General features: G+C 59.9%; 16 protein-coding genes. 4 read left to right on the top strand and 12 right to left on the bottom strand.

The window, feature by feature from the left end; translation table 11 throughout:
- Positions 1-392: 392 nt before the first annotated feature.
- The 3 genes from speD to MC269_RS15210 all read right to left on the bottom strand — a co-directional run bounded on the left by speD (position 393) and on the right by MC269_RS15210 (position 2,524).
- Positions 393-1,202, bottom strand: a complete 810-nt coding sequence (speD, locus tag MC269_RS15220) for an adenosylmethionine decarboxylase (protein WP_239952903.1) — start codon at positions 1,200-1,202, stop codon at positions 393-395.
- Positions 1,189-2,070 carry a polyamine aminopropyltransferase gene (speE, locus tag MC269_RS15215; RefSeq protein ID WP_239952902.1) on the bottom strand — a complete coding sequence of 294 codons (882 nt, stop codon included), beginning with the start codon at positions 2,068-2,070 and terminating at the stop codon, positions 1,189-1,191. The genes speD and speE overlap by 14 nt, the downstream gene beginning before the upstream one ends.
- A gap of 106 nt (positions 2,071-2,176) precedes the next feature.
- On the bottom strand, positions 2,177-2,524 hold the full coding sequence (locus MC269_RS15210; protein WP_081138496.1) for a YacC family pilotin-like protein: 348 nt from the start codon (positions 2,522-2,524) through the stop codon (positions 2,177-2,179).
- Between the two features lie 181 nt (positions 2,525-2,705).
- Between MC269_RS15210 and cueO the strand changes: the two genes are divergently transcribed.
- The gene (gene cueO, locus MC269_RS15205) at positions 2,706-4,289 is read left to right on the top strand and encodes a multicopper oxidase CueO (protein ID WP_239952901.1); all 1,584 of its coding nucleotides are present in this window, start codon (positions 2,706-2,708) and stop codon (positions 4,287-4,289) included.
- Here the strand turns inward: cueO and MC269_RS15200 are convergent, their stop codons facing one another.
- Positions 4,290-5,573 carry a cystathionine gamma-synthase family protein gene (locus MC269_RS15200; RefSeq protein ID WP_239952900.1) on the bottom strand — a complete coding sequence of 428 codons (1,284 nt, stop codon included), beginning with the start codon at positions 5,571-5,573 and terminating at the stop codon, positions 4,290-4,292.
- A 269-nt stretch (positions 5,574-5,842) separates the two neighbouring features.
- On the opposite strand from MC269_RS15200, the gene hpt reads away from it, so the two are divergent.
- The 3 genes from hpt to MC269_RS15185 all read left to right on the top strand — a co-directional run bounded on the left by hpt (position 5,843) and on the right by MC269_RS15185 (position 8,293).
- Entirely contained in the window at positions 5,843-6,379 is a 537-nt protein-coding gene (gene hpt / locus MC269_RS15195; RefSeq protein ID WP_081138488.1) for a hypoxanthine phosphoribosyltransferase, read from the top strand.
- Positions 6,380-6,602: 223 nt separating this feature from the next.
- Positions 6,603-7,526 carry an ABC transporter ATP-binding protein gene (locus MC269_RS15190; RefSeq protein ID WP_081138485.1) on the top strand — a complete coding sequence of 308 codons (924 nt, stop codon included), beginning with the start codon at positions 6,603-6,605 and terminating at the stop codon, positions 7,524-7,526.
- Complete coding sequence (locus tag MC269_RS15185; protein ID WP_081138483.1) at positions 7,523-8,293, top strand: ABC transporter permease; 771 nt, start codon at positions 7,523-7,525, stop codon at positions 8,291-8,293. Before MC269_RS15190 ends, MC269_RS15185 begins: the two co-directional genes overlap by 4 nt.
- Before the next feature lie 177 nt (positions 8,294-8,470).
- On the opposite strand, the gene panD is transcribed toward MC269_RS15185, so the two are convergent.
- From panD to sfsA, 8 genes are all read right to left on the bottom strand, one after another.
- Positions 8,471-8,851, bottom strand: a complete 381-nt coding sequence (gene panD / locus MC269_RS15180) for an aspartate 1-decarboxylase (RefSeq protein ID WP_033793535.1) — start codon at positions 8,849-8,851, stop codon at positions 8,471-8,473.
- 40 nt (positions 8,852-8,891) lie between these two features.
- Positions 8,892-9,746 carry a pantoate--beta-alanine ligase gene (panC, locus tag MC269_RS15175; protein ID WP_081138480.1) on the bottom strand — a complete coding sequence of 285 codons (855 nt, stop codon included), beginning with the start codon at positions 9,744-9,746 and terminating at the stop codon, positions 8,892-8,894.
- A 15-nt stretch (positions 9,747-9,761) separates the two neighbouring features.
- Positions 9,762-10,556 (bottom strand): 3-methyl-2-oxobutanoate hydroxymethyltransferase, encoded by a 795-nt coding sequence (panB, locus tag MC269_RS15170; protein WP_239952899.1) that lies wholly within the window; start codon positions 10,554-10,556, stop codon positions 9,762-9,764.
- Positions 10,557-10,644: 88 nt separating this feature from the next.
- On the bottom strand, positions 10,645-11,130 hold the full coding sequence (gene folK / locus MC269_RS15165) for a 2-amino-4-hydroxy-6-hydroxymethyldihydropteridine diphosphokinase (protein WP_239952898.1): 486 nt from the start codon (positions 11,128-11,130) through the stop codon (positions 10,645-10,647).
- The gene (pcnB, locus tag MC269_RS15160) at positions 11,127-12,548 is read right to left on the bottom strand and encodes a polynucleotide adenylyltransferase PcnB (protein ID WP_239955132.1); all 1,422 of its coding nucleotides are present in this window, start codon (positions 12,546-12,548) and stop codon (positions 11,127-11,129) included. The genes folK and pcnB overlap by 4 nt, the downstream gene beginning before the upstream one ends.
- Positions 12,549-12,587: 39 nt before the next feature.
- Positions 12,588-13,517 (bottom strand): tRNA glutamyl-Q(34) synthetase GluQRS, encoded by a 930-nt coding sequence (gene gluQRS, locus MC269_RS15155; RefSeq protein WP_239952897.1) that lies wholly within the window; start codon positions 13,515-13,517, stop codon positions 12,588-12,590.
- A gap of 71 nt (positions 13,518-13,588) precedes the next feature.
- On the bottom strand, positions 13,589-14,044 hold the full coding sequence (gene dksA, locus MC269_RS15150) for an RNA polymerase-binding protein DksA (protein WP_033749555.1): 456 nt from the start codon (positions 14,042-14,044) through the stop codon (positions 13,589-13,591).
- Between the two features lie 286 nt (positions 14,045-14,330).
- Complete coding sequence (gene sfsA / locus MC269_RS15145) at positions 14,331-15,035, bottom strand: DNA/RNA nuclease SfsA (RefSeq protein ID WP_239952896.1); 705 nt, start codon at positions 15,033-15,035, stop codon at positions 14,331-14,333.
- Positions 15,036-15,042: the final 7 nt, after the last annotated feature.

Raw genomic sequence — 15,042 nt, 5'->3', positions numbered from 1 at the left:
GGCGCTGACACGTGCCATCCTACTTTTTTTTGCGAGAGTGAGAGGCATTTCCGCCTGGGCTTTTAGTCAGGAATACTTTTTCACACCCTTTTTTGGCGGTCGGATATAACTTATTGAAAAACAAGGCGTGGGAACATGTGCCAAATAAAAGGGTATAGCTTTAATATTGCTGTTTTTTATTGAGATATGAGTAGGTTAGTTTGGTAAGGTAGCAGTTCACTGACGTACAGGCAGCTTAGAAAAGCTGTGCGTGAAGCGCGGCCTGTGGTTCATGGTGCACTGCCGTACAGGCAGCTTAGAAATCAATCTCTTCCATTAGCACCCATAAACCTAAACTCCAATATAAAAAAGCGCGCGCCTGCCGTCATTATCTGGCATCGCGCGCTTAATAATCACACCGTCTTCAACCCCACTGCCGGGATATTGCGGCCGTAGTAAATCTCGCGCATCTCCTTCCACAGCAGGTCGGTAATCCGCTTATGCTCGGTCGGGCTGAGATCCTCCGGGCGGGTATTAAACAGGTAGTGCTTCAGATCGAACTCCTTCAGCAACATCTTGGTGTGAAAGATATTTTCCTGATAAACGTTTACGTCCACCATGTCATACATCGCCTTCATATCTTCCGACATAAAGTTCTGGATCGAATTAATCTCATGGTCGATAAAGTGTTTTACGCCGTTGACGTCGCGGGTAAAGCCGCGCACGCGATAGTCGACGGTGACAATATCGGACTCCAGCTGGTGGATCAGGTAGTTCAGCGCCTTCAGCGGAGAGATCACGCCGCAGGTGGAAACTTCGATATCGGCGCGGAAGGTGCAGAGGCCGCCTTCAGGATGGCTTTCCGGATAGGTGTGCACGCAAATATGGCTTTTATCGAGGTGCGCCACCACGGAATTAGGCAGCGGGCCGGGATGTTCCGAGTTGTCGATATCTTTGGGATCGATCGGCTCTTCGCTCACCAGAATGGTGACGCTGGCGCCCTGCGGTTCATAATCCTGGCGCGCGATATTCAGCACGTTCGCACCGATGATCGAGCAGGTCTCCGTCAGGATCTCCGTCAGACGATTGGCGTTGTACTGCTCGTCGATATAGGCGATATAGCCATCGCGCTCGGCTTCAGTATTCGCATAACAAATATCGTAAATACAAAAACTCAGGCTTTTGGTCAGGTTGTTGAAGCCATGCAGTTTAAGCTTTTGCAATTTGGTTCACCTCCTTATAAAGGGCGTTCAGCAGGTATTGCGGCAGCGCGAAACTGCCGACATGGATCGCTGGATTGTAGTAGCGGCACGGCAGGCCAGCCTCAGCGAAACGCGTCTGCAATGTGGCGAGATCGAGTTGACGCAGCGCCGCATTGTCGCTTGCCCAGGCGAAGGTCATAATGCCGCCGTAATAGGTGGGGATCGCCGCCTGATAAAAACTGACGTCGCTGAAATAGTGGCTCAGTTTGCGATGGCTGTTGACCGCCTCTTCCTGCTGCAGGAAGCAGACGCCGTTTTGCGCCACGAAAATTCCGCCGGGGTTCAGCGCCTTTTTACAGCCCACATAAAATTCCGAAGTGAACAGACTCTCGCCCGGACCGACAGGATCGGTGCAGTCGGAAATGATCACGTCGAATTTTTCCTGCGTCTGGCTGACGAAGTTTACGCCGTCGTCGATTACCAGATTGAGACGCGGATCGTTATACGCGCCCTGGCTATGGTTGGGGAGATATTGCTGGCAGAAGGTCACCACGCCGGCGTCAATCTCTACCATGGTAATGCTTTCCAGCTGCTGATGACGCGAAACCTCGCGCAGCATCGCGCCGTCGCCGCCGCCAATAATCAACACGCGCTTCGCCGCGCCGTGCGCCAGCAGCGGCACATGCGTCATCATTTCGTGATAGATGAATTCGTCGCGCTCGGTGGTCTGCACCACGCCGTCCAGCGCCATTACGCGGCCCATTTGCGCGTTTTCGAAGATGATCAAATCCTGATGCGCGGTCTTTTCCCGGTAAAGCTCGTTGTCGACCGTGAAATATTGTCCGAAACCGGCATGAAGGGTTTCATACCACATTTCTTTGTGCGCCATGGTGGGCTCCTCTCTGCTGACGTCGCCATGAAAAAGAGCGGCACATCATAACCAGGAGTGACCGTGCATGCACGGTCGAATGATCGGCAGAGAGGCGGGGCGCAGATTATTTAACGTAGGCGAGCAGGCTGAGGGAGTCACGCGCCAGCGACTTGCACTTCTTGTCGTTGGTGATGGCGATGCCGCTCAAATCTTTGTAGCTCGCTTCGCCGAGCGCCTTCATATTGTAGGTGGCGTAATTGCTCAAATCCCAGCGGTTCTGCTGGGCGAAAAACACCAGAGCTTTGCGGATTTGCGCATCAGGCAGGTCCTGATAGCCGCAATCATTTTTCAGATAAACGAACACCGCGGTGAGATCGGCCAGATCTTCTGCTTCGGATTCGCTCAGGGCAAAGCTGGTGGAGGAGAAGCCAAAGAGTCCTGCCAGTAACAGGATCCTGATGCTTTTCTTCATAATCATTCTCACTCATTAATCATCATGTGACGATAGCACAGAGTGACTGGCAGGATTCCGATTATTTTGCCGCTGCCGCCGGCGCCAGCACTTTTTTCAGGCGTTTCCGCTATCAAGGCTTGACCCTCCCGCAGGGGAAGGGTTTAGGCTGTAGGCTTCTTATCACACGGATGAATAAGCTATGCATCGTCGCCACTTTCTTAAACTGACCGCAGCGCTGAGCGCGGCCGGGGCGCTGCCGCTCTGGAGCCGCTCCCTGATGGCCGCCAGCCGTCCGCTGCTGCCGGTTCCTTCCCGGCTGGAGCCCGATCCGCGCGGGCAGATCCAGATCACCGCCATGACCGGCACCAGCCAGTGGCAGGGCAAGGATGTGCCGACATGGGGCTACAACGGCGCGCTGCTGGGGCCAGCCATCGTGCTGCGGCGCGGCAAACCGGCGACGGTCAATATCCTTAACCGACTGCCGGAAGCGACCACGCTGCACTGGCACGGGCTGGCGATCCCCGGCGACGTCGACGGCGGGCCGATGGCGCGTATCGAACCCGGTGCGACGCGACAGGTGAGTTTTACCCCGGATCAGCCCGCCGCCACCTGCTGGTTCCACCCGCATCTGCATGGCAAAACCGGGCATCAGGTGGCGCAGGGGCTGGCGGGGCTGATCCTACTGCAGGACGAGGAAACCGACAAGCTGCGGCTGCCGTCACAGTGGGGATCGGACGACGTGCCGCTGATTTTTCAGGACAAGCGACTGACGCAGGACGGCGGCCGCATTGACTACCAGCTCGACATCATGAGCGCCGCGGTAGGCTGGTTCGGCGACATGATGCTGACCAACGGCGTGCAGTATCCGCAGCAGGCGGTGCCGCGCGGCTGGCTGCGCCTGCGCCTGCTGAACGGCTGCAACGCGCGCTCGCTGCATATCGCCGCCAGCGACAACCGTCCGCTCTATGTGATCGGCAGCGACGGCGGCCTGCTGGCGGAGCCGGTCAAGGTCGCCTCGCTGCCGCTGCTGCCGGGCGAGCGCTTCGAGGTGATGGTCGATACCTCCGACGGCAAAAGCTTCGATATCGTCACGCTGCCGGTCGAGCAGATGGGCATGACGCTGGCACCGTTCGACCAGCCGCTGCCGCTGGTGCAGATCCTGCCGCTGCGCGTGATGGCGAGCGCCACGCTGCCGGATAGTCTGGTGACGCTGCCGCCGGTGCCCTCGGCGGAAGGCGCCAACGCGCGCTGGCTGCAGCTGATGATGGATCCGCAGCTCGATCAGCAGGGCATGGCCGCGCTGATGCAGCGCTACGGCGATAAAGCGATGGGCGCGTCGCACGGCGATCACGCCATGCCGTCAAACGGCGGCGACACCATGAATATGGCGGGCCACGATATGGCGGGGATGCATAGCGCGCACGGCGCAGGCTATGACTTCCACAACGGCAACAAGATCAACGGCCAGGCCTTTAACATGGCAAAGCCGATGTTCAACGTCACGCCCGGCCAGCTGGAAAAATGGACCATCTCTGGCGAAGGCGACAAGATGCTGCATCCTTTTCATATCCACGGCACGCAGTTCCGCATTCTGTCGGAAAACGGCAAGCCGCCTGCGCCGCACCGTCAGGGCTGGAAAGATATGGTCAATGTCGACGGCTGGCGCAGCGAAGTGCTGGTGCGCTTTGACCACCGCGCCGCCGCCGAACACGCCTATATGGCGCACTGCCATCTGCTGGAGCATGAAGACACCGGCATGATGCTGGGCTTCAGCGTCGGCTAATCAGGCCTGCGCCAGCGCCAGGCGAATGTCCTCTATCAGATCGCCGGCGTTCTCAATGCCGATGGAGAGGCGAATGGTGGCGTCGCTGATGCCGATGCGCTCTCTGACCGCCTCCGGCACGCCGGAATGGGTGGTGCTGCCGGGATGGCTGGCCAGCGACTCGGTGCCACCCAGGCTCACCGCCTGTTTAAACAGCGCCAGCGCGTTAAGGAAGCGGAACGCGGCGGGCTGTCCGCCGACGATATCGAACGAAAAGGTCGAGCCGGCGCCGCTACACTGCTGGCGGAAGGTGCGTCCTTCGGCGCTGTTTTCGTCGAGGTAGGGCAGCCACTGCAGCTTCGCCACCTTCTCATGGCCGCGTAAGAAGGCGGCCACCGCCTCGGCGTTCTGCCAGGCCTTCTCCATACGCAGCGACAGCGTCTCCAGCGAGCGGCCGATCATCCAGCTGGAGTGCGGATCGAGCTGGGTGCCGATGGCGCTGCGCAGCGAACGCACCTGGCTTATCAGCGCCTTGCTGCCCAGCGCCGCGCCGGCGATCAAATCGGAGTGGCCGCCGACATATTTGGTCAGCGAGTAGAGCGAGATATCGGCGCCAAAGTTCAGCGGACGCTGGAACAGCGGGCCGAGCAGCGTGTTGTCGCAGGCGACCACCGGGCGCGAACCCTGCTGCTGGCCGATCTCGTCGGCGATGCGCGCAATCAGCGCGATGTCCACCAGACTATTAGTGGGGTTGGCCGGGGTTTCAATCAGGATCAGCGCGACGCGGCCGAGGCTCAGCGCCTTCTGCGCGGCGGCGCGCACTTTCTCCTCATCGGTGCCGTCGCTGAAGCCCACCGGCTCGATATTCAGGTTGTGCAGGGTTTTGCTCAGCAGCGTCTCGGTGCCGCCGTAGAGCGGCTGCGAGTGCAGGATCACATCGCCGGGACGCGCAAAAGTCAGCAGCGTGGTGGAGATGGCCGACATGCCCGACGAGAAGAGGGCGCAGCTCTCCGCCTCTTCATAGATCGCCAGCCGATCTTCGACGATCTCGCTGTTGGGATGGTTGAAGCGCGAATAGACCAGGCCGCCGCTTTTGCCTTCCGGCGGCTCGCGACGTCCCGCCACGTAATCGAAGAAGTCGCGGCCCTCTTCGGCGCTGTTAAAGACAAAGGTTGAGGTCAGGAAGACGGGCGGTTTGACCGCGCCTTCCGACAGGCGCGGATCGTAGCCGTAGTTGAGCATCTGGGTTTCAGGATGCAGCTTGCGATCGCCAATATGGTTTTTTTTACTGGAGTTATGGGACATGGGATCTCCTGCTCAGGGCAGATGTAAGGTAAGGATATGTTGAGCACAGGCTAACACGTAGCGAATTGTTCTGTTAAAGGCCGGTAAGTTCTAAGTTTATACCTTCCGCTCACCCTGCGGTCGCCCGCGGCGTCGCGCTGCATCTCGCCGCGTCTGGCAAGCTGTGATACTCTCCTGCGAATCGCCCCGCTCAGGTCTGAGCGGGTTCTCTCTGTTCATCCGCTGCTGAGGATGAACGATCCCTTTAAAATCAACGAGAAGTACAGGTTTTGAAACATACTGTTGAAGTGATGATTTCCGAAGAGGCGATCGCGACGCGCATTGCCGAACTGGGTAAAGAGATTTCCGAGCGCTATCGCGACAGCGGCAGCGAGATGGTGCTGGTCGGGCTGCTGCGCGGCTCCTTTATGTTTATGGCCGATCTCTGCCGCGCCGTCGAGGTGCCCCACGAAGTCGATTTTATGACCGCCTCCAGCTATGGCAGCGGCATGTCCAGCTCGCGCGACGTGAAAATCCTTAAGGATCTCGACGAAGATATTCGCGGCAAAGATGTGCTGATTGTGGAAGATATCATCGACTCCGGCAACACGCTGAGCAAGGTGCGCGAGATCCTGCGCCTGCGCGAACCGAAGTCCCTTGCCATCTGCACGCTGCTGGATAAGCCCGAGCGACGCGAAGTCGAGGTGCAGGTGGAGTATGTCGGTTTCGCCATTCCTGACGAGTTCGTGGTCGGCTTCGGCATCGACTACGCCCAGCGCTATCGTCATCTGCCCTATATCGGCAAAGTGGTGCCGCTCGAATCCTGAGCCTGACCGCACAATCTTCCAAGGCTGACCGCGTCAGCCTGGTGTAGGCTGTGCTCCGATTCAGGAGTTCAGCCTTCACCTCCGCAAAAAAGTGCCCATCCAGGAAGATTTTACGCTCAGGGTGGCTCATCATAAGTAGCAACGTTGCGGCGACATCGCGTCAGCCAGCGGCTCGCTATGTCCATCGCGACACACCGACATTAAAACAGGATATGGATTCGGAATGACTTATGCACTGGAACTTTCCCGGCTGACCAAGACCTATTCCGGCGGCGTGCAGGCGCTGAAAGGCATAGATCTTAACGTCGAAGCCGGCGATTTTTATGCGCTGCTGGGACCAAACGGCGCGGGCAAATCGACCACCATCGGGATTATCAGTTCGCTGGTGAATAAATCAGGCGGCAGCGTGCGCGTGTTCGGCTACGACCTGGAGAAAGAGGTGGTCAACGCCAAACGCCAGCTGGGTCTGGTGCCGCAGGAGTTTAATTTCAACCCGTTCGAGACCGTGCTGCAGATCGTGGTTAACCAGGCGGGCTACTACGGCGTTGAGCGCCGCGACGCGCAGCAGCGCGCGGAGAAGTACCTGACGCAGCTCGATCTCTGGGGCAAGCGCAACGAGCGCGCGCGCATGCTCTCCGGCGGCATGAAGCGCCGTCTGATGATCGCGCGCGCGCTGATGCATGAGCCGAAGCTGCTGATCCTCGACGAACCGACGGCGGGAGTCGATATCGAGCTGCGCCGCTCGATGTGGACCTTCCTCAAAGAGCTGAACGAAAAGGGCACCACCATTATTCTGACCACGCACTATCTGGAAGAGGCGGAGATGCTGTGCCGCAACATCGGCATTATCCAGAGCGGCGAGCTGGTGGAGAACACCTCGATGAAGGGGCTGCTGGCCAAGCTGCAGTCGGAAACCTTTATTCTCGATCTCGCGCCGGGCAGCGCGCCGCCGACGCTGGAAGGGTTTCAGTATCGACTGGTGGATGGTGCGACGCTGGAAGTGGAAGTGATGCGCGAGCAGGGTCTGAACAGCGTGTTCGGCCAGCTCAGCGCGCAGGGCGTGCAGGTTCTGAGCATGCGTAATAAAGCGAACCGCCTGGAAGAGCTGTTTGTCAGCCTGGTGCAGGGCAAAGGAGTGAGAGCATGACGCATTTGTACTGGGTGGCGCTGAAGAGCATCTGGGCCAAAGAGATTAACCGTTTCGCCCGCATCTGGATCCAGACGCTGGTGCCGCCGGTGATCACCATGACGCTCTATTTTATTATTTTCGGCAATTTGATCGGCTCACGCATCGGCGATATGCACGGCTTTAGCTATATGCAGTTTATCGTGCCGGGTCTGATTATGATGGCGGTGATCACCAACGCCTACGCCAACGTCGCCTCGTCGTTCTTCAGCGCCAAGTTTCAGCGCAATATCGAAGAGCTGCTGGTGGCGCCGGTGCCGACGCATATCATTATCGCCGGCTATGTCGGCGGCGGCGTGGCGCGCGGTCTCTGCGTCGGGGTGCTGGTGACGGCGATTTCGCTGTTTTTCGTGCCGTTCCACGTCCACTCCTGGTCGATGGTGGCGCTGACGCTGCTGCTGACGGCGATCCTGTTTTCGCTGGCCGGGCTGCTGAACGCGGTGTTCGCCCGCACCTTTGACGACATCAGCCTGATCCCGACCTTCGTGCTGACGCCGCTGACCTATCTGGGCGGGGTATTCTACTCGCTGACGCTGCTGCCGCCGTTCTGGCAGGCGGTGTCAAAGCTGAATCCGATTGTTTATATGATCAGCGGTTTCCGCTTCGGCTTCCTCGGCATCAACGATGTGCCGCTGGTGTTTACCCTGTCGGTGCTGATCGCCTTTATCCTGGTGTTTTATATTCTGGTCTACACGCTGATCCAGCGCGGACGCGGCCTGCGCACCTGATAAAAAAAGCAGCCGGATGGCTGCTTTTTTTCAGACGGCTCAGTAGCCTGACAAGTGGGCGACGTGAACCGAAGAGCAAAGCGTCCCACGCCATGGAAGGCGTGGGCCGAGCGGGCAGGGATGCCGTCTTTTGCGTCTTTGCGATCGGTTCACGTCGCCCACGTAAGCACCTTACCCTCAGGCGACCTGCACCGGCAGCGCCTTCGCCAGACGCTTCATCTCGTTGTCACCCTCGAAATAGGCAACCTTCGGCTGCCACTGGCGCGCCTCTGCATCCTCTACCTGCACGTAAGAGCAGATAATCAGGATATCCCCTTCGCAGGCGCAGCGCGCGGCGGCGCCGTTCACCGAAATAATCTTCGATCCGCGTTCGGCGGCGATAGCGTAGGTAGAGAAACGCTGGCCGTTGGTGACGTTATAGATATCAATGGCTTCATACTGCAGGATGCCGGATGCGTCGAGGAAATCCTGATCGATGGCGCAGGAACCTTCATAGTGCAAATCCGCCTGGGTCACTTTCACGCGGTGCAGCTTGCCTTGTAAAACGGTACGAATCATAACCAGAAGACCTTGTTGTTCTGCCTGAAAACGACCCCGCTTACTGCGTCAGGTCGACCTGTTGATTATCAATAAGACGCGCCTTGCCCAGCCAGGCGGCCATCAGGATCACCGCGCGACGGCTCTCTACCGTCAGTGGCTCCAGCGTACTGGCGTCGCAAATCGCCAGCCCGTCCGGGCGCAACCCTTTCTCGCTAAGCTCCGCCTCGGCGGCCTCGATAATCTCTTCAATATGGCGTTCGCCGTTGGCAAGGCGCGCCGCCATGCCGTTCATCACCTGCGCCAGCACGGGCGCCAGCTGACGCTCTTCCGCGCTGAGATAGCCGTTGCGCGAGCTGAGGGCCAGACCATCTTTGGCACGCACCGTCGGCACGCCGACAATCTCGATATCGAATCCCATATCCGCCACCATTTTGCGGATAATCGCCAGCTGCTGAAAATCCTTTTCGCCGAAGCAGGCGATATCGGGCTGCACCAGATTAAACAGCTTGCTGACGATGGTGGCGACGCCGCGAAAATGGCCGGGACGGCTGGCGCCTTCCAGCAGCGACGAGAGGCCAGGCACCTCGACGAAGGTCTGGTTCTCCAGCCCCTGCGGATAGACTTCCGCAGGCGCCGGCGCGAACACCACGTCGACGCTGCGGCGATTTAGCTTCTCGCAATCCTCCTGCAGCGTGCGCGGATAGCGCGCCAGATCGTCGGGGCGATCGAACTGCATCGGGTTAACGAAAATAGAGACGACGACGATGTCGCCGCGTTCGCGCGCCTCGTCCACCAGCGTCAGATGACCGTCATGCAGATTGCCCATGGTCGGCACCAGCGCGATGCGTTTTCCTGCCTGCCGCCAGCGACGAATTTCACGGCGCAGCATCGGCAGCGTTTCAATGATCAGCACGGTAAGGCTCCCTTATTACTGGAAACTGTGTTCAGCCGCAGGATAGGTTCCCGCTTCGACTTCGGCGATATAGTGACGGATGGCGGCGCGGATGTCGCCCGCCTCGGCGAGAAAGTTTTTCGCGAATTTCGGGATATGGCCGCCGGTAATGCCGAAGGCGTCATGCATCACCAGAATCTGGCCGTCGGTGACGTTGCCCGCGCCGATGCCGATCACCGGAATGGTCAATGCCTGGGTGATGCGCTGCGCCAGCGAAACCGGCACGCACTCCAGCACCATCAGCTGCGCGCCTGCGGCTTCCAGCGCCAGCGCGTCGGCCAGCAGCCGTTCGGCGGCCGCCTCGTCGCGGCCCTGTACCTTATAGCCGCCGAAGATATTCACCGACTGCGGCGTCAGGCCAAGATGGCCGCACACCGGCACCGCGCGCTCGGTGAGCATGCGCACCGTCTCCGCCAGCCAGGCGCCGCCTTCAAGCTTCACCATATTGGCGCCGGCGCGCATCAGCTGCGCGGCGCTGTCGAAGGTTTGCTGCGGCGTGGCGTAGCTCATAAAGGGCAGGTCGGCCATCACCAGCGCCTGCGGCGCGCCGCGGCGCACGGCGGCGGTGTGATAGGCGATATCGGCGATGGTGACCGGCAGCGTCGACTCGTGGCCCTGCACGGTCATGCCGAGGGAATCACCGATCAGCATCACCTGAATGCCTTCGTCGGCGAACAGGCGGGCGAAGCTGAAATCGTAGGCGGTCAGGGTAGCGAACTTACGTCCGGCGGCTTTCCACTGACGCAGATGAGAAATAGTGGTGGGTTTCATTGCGCTCTCAACTCAGGTATTTCAGATGGGCGCAGTGTACTGGATAGCGCGGGAGAGCGGAATCTCCTGCGTATCAATCTGTGCGGCGTCAGCCGTGCCAGGGAGAGATGGCGCTGGCGTCGAGGCGCGCCAGCAGGTCGCGCAGCGGGCGGCCGTCTGGCAGCGTCACGTCGGGCGCAATGGCCAGCAGCGGCACCAGCATAAAGGCGCGGTTGTGCATATCGTAGTGCGGCACGGTCAGGCGCGGCGTGTTGATGATTTGCGCGCCGAACAGCAGGATATCGATATCGAGCGTGCGCGGTCCCCAGCGCTCCGCTTTGCGCACGCGGCCGTGCTCCAGCTCAATGCGCTGGGTGTGATCCAGCAGGGCTTCCGGCGTCAGCGCGGTCTCCAGCGCCACCGCCGCGTTCAGGTAATCCGGCTGATCCGGCGGACCGTAAGGCGGCGTGCGGTAGAAAGCGGAGGTGGCGACGCGCGCGGTGTCAGGCAGCGCGTCCAGCGCCCGCAGCGCTGCGTCGACCTGATGCAGCGGATCGGCAAGGTTGCTGCCGAGCGCCAGGTAGACGCGGGTCACGAGGCGTTCTGGCTGTCGCGGCGCGGCGCGGCGGGACGGCGGCGCGGACGACGCGTTTTGCGGCGCGGCGCCGGGTCGTCACCCAGCGTATTGAGCATGGTTTTCTGCTGGGTCGGCGCGGCAGCCTGGAACTCGCCCCACCAGTGGCTAAGGCGGATCAGCTCCGGGTTGTTCTCGACTTCAGCGCGCAGCGCCAGCAAATCGTAGGCGGCGCGGAACTTCGGATGCTCCATCAGCTTCCAGGCGCGTTTGCCGTGGCGGCGCGACATGCGCAGCTGCAGCTGCCAGATATCGCGGATCAGCGTGGTGATACGTTTCGGGATCGCCAGCGCGCGGCAGGCTTCATCCAGCGTATCGTTCATCGCCATGGCAAAGGCGTCGAAATAGGTCAGGCCGCTCTCTTGAGCAATGCGCTGCGCCGCTTCGAGCTGCGGATACCAGAACATCGCCGCGAACAGGAAGGCGGGATTGACGCGCATATCGTTATGGATGCGGGTGTCGGTGTTTTTCAGCACCTGCGCCACCATACGCTCCATAAAGCTGTCGCCCTCTTCGGTGAAGTTGCGCGTAATGGTGGGGAACAGCGGCTGGAACAGCTGGAATTCACGCAGCTTGATATAGGTGCTGTAGCCGTAGCCCGCCTGCAGCAGCTTCAGCGACTCTTCGAACAGGCGCGCCGGCGGAATGTCGCGCAGCAGCGTGGCGAGGCGCGGGATCGGCTCGGCGGTCTCTGCGGCGATCGACATCTCCAGCTTGGCGGCGAAGCGCACCACGCGCAGCATGCGCACCGGATCTTCGCGGTAGCGCGTTTCAGGATCGCCAATCAGGCGGATCACGCCCTGCTGCAGATCCTGCAGGCCGCCCACGTAGTCGCGCACCGTAAAGTCGGCGACGTTGTAGTAGAGGCTGTTAATGGTCAGGTCGCGACGCTGGGCGTCATCTTCGATGCTGCCGAAGATATTGTCGCGCAGCAGCATGCCGCTCTGGGCGCGCTGCGACTGATTGCGATCTTCTTCGGCATCCTCTTCGGCCTGATGATGGCCGCGGAAGGTGGCGACCTCAATCACTTCAGGGCCGAACATGACGTGCGCCAGACGGAAGCGACGCCCCACCAGACGGCAGTTGCGGAACAGCTTGCGCATTTGCTCTGGCGTGGCGTTGGTGGTGATGTCAAAGTCCTTGGGCTTTTTACCCAGCAGCAGGTCGCGAACGCCACCGCCCACCAGATAGGCTTCATAGCCTGCTTTGTTCAGGCGATAGAGTACCTTGAGGGCATTTTCGCTAATGTCTTTGCGCGAGATGTTATGGCTCTCACGAGGGATAATGGTCATCTGATGACGCTCAGCTTCAACCTCGACGGGCGCCTCCTCATCACGCATGAGGACTTTCCGGCAAAAATTAGCAACTCGGGTAAAAATGGGACACCTCGACAGCGACGTAAAGTGGTGTAAATAAAATCAGCGGCTAATCATAGCCTGTTGCGAATCATTTAGGAATGGTGTTGTCGGCTCTGCCGGTTTCAGGGCGTTCTCACGGGGTATCAAAGCGATATTCCACTGTGAGATGGCGCTTTCCAGCAGTTTCTCCTGCGTTTCGTCTTCCCATCCCGCCGCGACCGGCTGCCCGAGAAAGCGCAGCGCCTGCACCAGCAGCGGACGCGGGTCGCCTGCGGGCAGCGACGGCGCGTGATTCTGCTTCGACAGCTTATTGCTGTCGGCAGCGATCGCCAGCGGCAGATGCAGATATGCCGGCACCGGCCAGCCGAACTGCTGGTAGAGCGCGATCTGCCGCACCGTCGGCTCAATTAAGTCGGCGCCGCGCACGATCTCCGTGACGCCCTGAAAGTGATCGTCCACCACCACCGCCAGGTTATAGGCGAAGAGGCCGTCGCGACGATGAATAATAAAATCTTCCTGCGCCAGGCGCGCATCCACCGACAAATGACCGCGCAGCTGGTCGTCAAAGCTGAAAACCGGCGCATGCTGGCGCAAACGCAGCGCGGCGTTGTCCGCTGGCAGCTGGCGATCGCGGCAGTGGCCGTCGTAAAAGCCGCCGATCTGCTGGATGCGGCGACGCGTGCAGGTGCAGTAGTAGCTCTGGCGATGCGCCTGCAGCCAGGCGAGCGCCTCGCGGTAGGCTGCATGGCGCTGCGACTGCCACAAGACGTCGCCGTCCCAGTGCAGGCCATAGTGCTCCAGCTGATGCAGAATGCGCGTGGCGGCGCCGGCGACTTCACGCGGCGGATCGATATCCTCGATGCGCACCAGCCAGCGGCCGTGCTGCGCGCGCGCGCTAAGATAGCTGCCAAGGGCGGCAATCAGCGAGCCGAAATGCAGTTCGCCAGACGGAGAGGGGGCGAAACGCCCGATGCAGGGAAGCGTAGACATAGGCGGTAAAGTTCACCGCACAGCGGGGCGACAGCATGCTGTTCCGCAGTGCGGTGAGATCAGGCGTGGCCTTAGCCAGCCATCTGTTTCTCGCGGATTTCAGCCAGCGTTTTGCAGTCGATGCAGAGATCGGCGGTCGGACGCGCTTCGAGACGACGGATGCCGATCTCCACGCCGCAGGACTCGCAGTAGCCAAAGTCGTCATCTTCGACTTTCTTCAGCGTTTTCTCGATCTTCTTGATCAGCTTACGCTCGCGGTCGCGGTTACGCAGTTCGAGGCTGAATTCCTCTTCCTGCGCGGCGCGGTCAACCGGATCGGGGAAGTTCGCTGCTTCGTCCTGCATATGCGAGACGGTGCGGTCAACTTCATCACGCAGCTGATTGCGCCAGGCTTCCAGAATCTTGCGAAAATGTTGCAGCTGGGCTTCGTTCATATACTCTTCGCCCGGCTTCTCCTGGTATGGCTCCACCCCAGCGATGGCGAGAATACTCAGGGACGATGTTTTACGGTTTTGCCCTTCTTGCATGTTGTTTCTCCTGGATAACACGCACTATACCTTTTGTGGTTCAGCGACGGCGATGAGGCGTCAGGCGGTTGAGTGTAGTCAGTGCGCTACATTTTGCCTGGCAACTTTCGCCGCGTTGCCACAAATGGGTACATCGATCCCCCTACGGGGAAAAACAGGCCGCTATAAATAACAGAAGCAGTCAAGGTTGGCAATTATTGATGATCGCACCTTGACAAGCCTGTGAGGAACAGCGTATTTGGCGCCTCGCGTTAACCATTCATACCACAACAATTTGCAAAAGATATTACAAGGTTACGGTAACCGGCATTTTCAGAAACAGGCCTGCCGGCGATAAATCCGCGCGATACGCCAGGATCTCTACGCCATCCTGCTGCGCCTGGACCAGTTGGTCTGCGTAACGTGCGTCAATGTGGCGCGCGGGGGAAACGTCCTCAATCCCCGAGTGCAGAACCGCAAACAGCAAAACAGCCCGGTGGCCGGCAGCCGCGACGGCGCTTAGCTCGCGCAGGTGCTTCTGGCCTCGAACCGTCACCGCATCCGGAAAATAGCCTTTTCCTTGATGTAAAAGGGTCACGGACTTGACTTCAATATAGCAGTTGCGCCTGTCGGCTGCCTGAAGCAGAAAATCGATGCGGCTTTTCTCCGCGCCATATTTCACTTCCGCCTGGCAGCGTTGATAACCGGATAACGCCGGGATGAGATCCGCCGCCAGCGCCTCTTTCACCAGCTGGTTGGCGCGCAGCGTATTAACGCAGATCCAGTGGCCCTGCTGCGTTTCGGTCAGCTCCCAGCTGTGCGGGTATTTGCGCGTCAGGCTGTCCGAGGTGGAGTACCACACCCTGTCGCCCGGCGTGGCGCAGCCGGTCATGGCGCCGGTGTTGGCGCAGTGGATGGTCAGGGTTTCCCCTTCCGGCGTCACCACGTCGGCGAGGAAACGCTTATAGCGGGCAATCAGGCGGGCGGGCTTTAACGGCGGTGAAAACAGCATAGCGCTC

Origin of the sequence: Pantoea sp. Z09 (genome assembly GCF_022394795.1) — a bacterium.
GTDB classification, from domain to species: Bacteria; Pseudomonadota; Gammaproteobacteria; order Enterobacterales; family Enterobacteriaceae; genus Pantoea; species Pantoea latae.
The sequence above is the reverse complement of the archived record's forward strand: the minus strand, read 5'-3'. Positions and strand labels throughout refer to the sequence as shown.

Bases quoted from the DNA above. Each gene is read 5' to 3' on its own strand.
- MC269_RS15200 (WP_239952900.1), bottom strand. From the start codon at position 5,573: ATGTCCCATAACTCCAGTAAAAAAAACCATATTGGCGATCGCAAGCTG.
- dksA (WP_033749555.1), bottom strand. From the start codon at position 14,044: ATGCAAGAAGGGCAAAACCGTAAAACATCGTCCCTGAGTATTCTCGCC.
- gluQRS (WP_239952897.1), bottom strand. From the start codon at position 13,517: ATGTCTACGCTTCCCTGCATCGGGCGTTTCGCCCCCTCTCCGTCTGGC.
- MC269_RS15210 (WP_081138496.1), bottom strand. From the start codon at position 2,524: ATGAAGAAAAGCATCAGGATCCTGTTACTGGCAGGACTCTTTGGCTTC.
- panD (WP_033793535.1), bottom strand. From the start codon at position 8,851: ATGATTCGTACCGTTTTACAAGGCAAGCTGCACCGCGTGAAAGTGACC.
- MC269_RS15190 (WP_081138485.1), top strand. From the start codon at position 6,603: ATGACTTATGCACTGGAACTTTCCCGGCTGACCAAGACCTATTCCGGC.
- MC269_RS15185 (WP_081138483.1), top strand. From the start codon at position 7,523: ATGACGCATTTGTACTGGGTGGCGCTGAAGAGCATCTGGGCCAAAGAG.
- panB (WP_239952899.1), bottom strand. From the start codon at position 10,556: ATGAAACCCACCACTATTTCTCATCTGCGTCAGTGGAAAGCCGCCGGA.
- cueO (WP_239952901.1), top strand. From the start codon at position 2,706: ATGCATCGTCGCCACTTTCTTAAACTGACCGCAGCGCTGAGCGCGGCC.
- sfsA (WP_239952896.1), bottom strand. From the start codon at position 15,035: ATGCTGTTTTCACCGCCGTTAAAGCCCGCCCGCCTGATTGCCCGCTAT.
- speE (WP_239952902.1), bottom strand. From the start codon at position 2,070: ATGGCGCACAAAGAAATGTGGTATGAAACCCTTCATGCCGGTTTCGGA.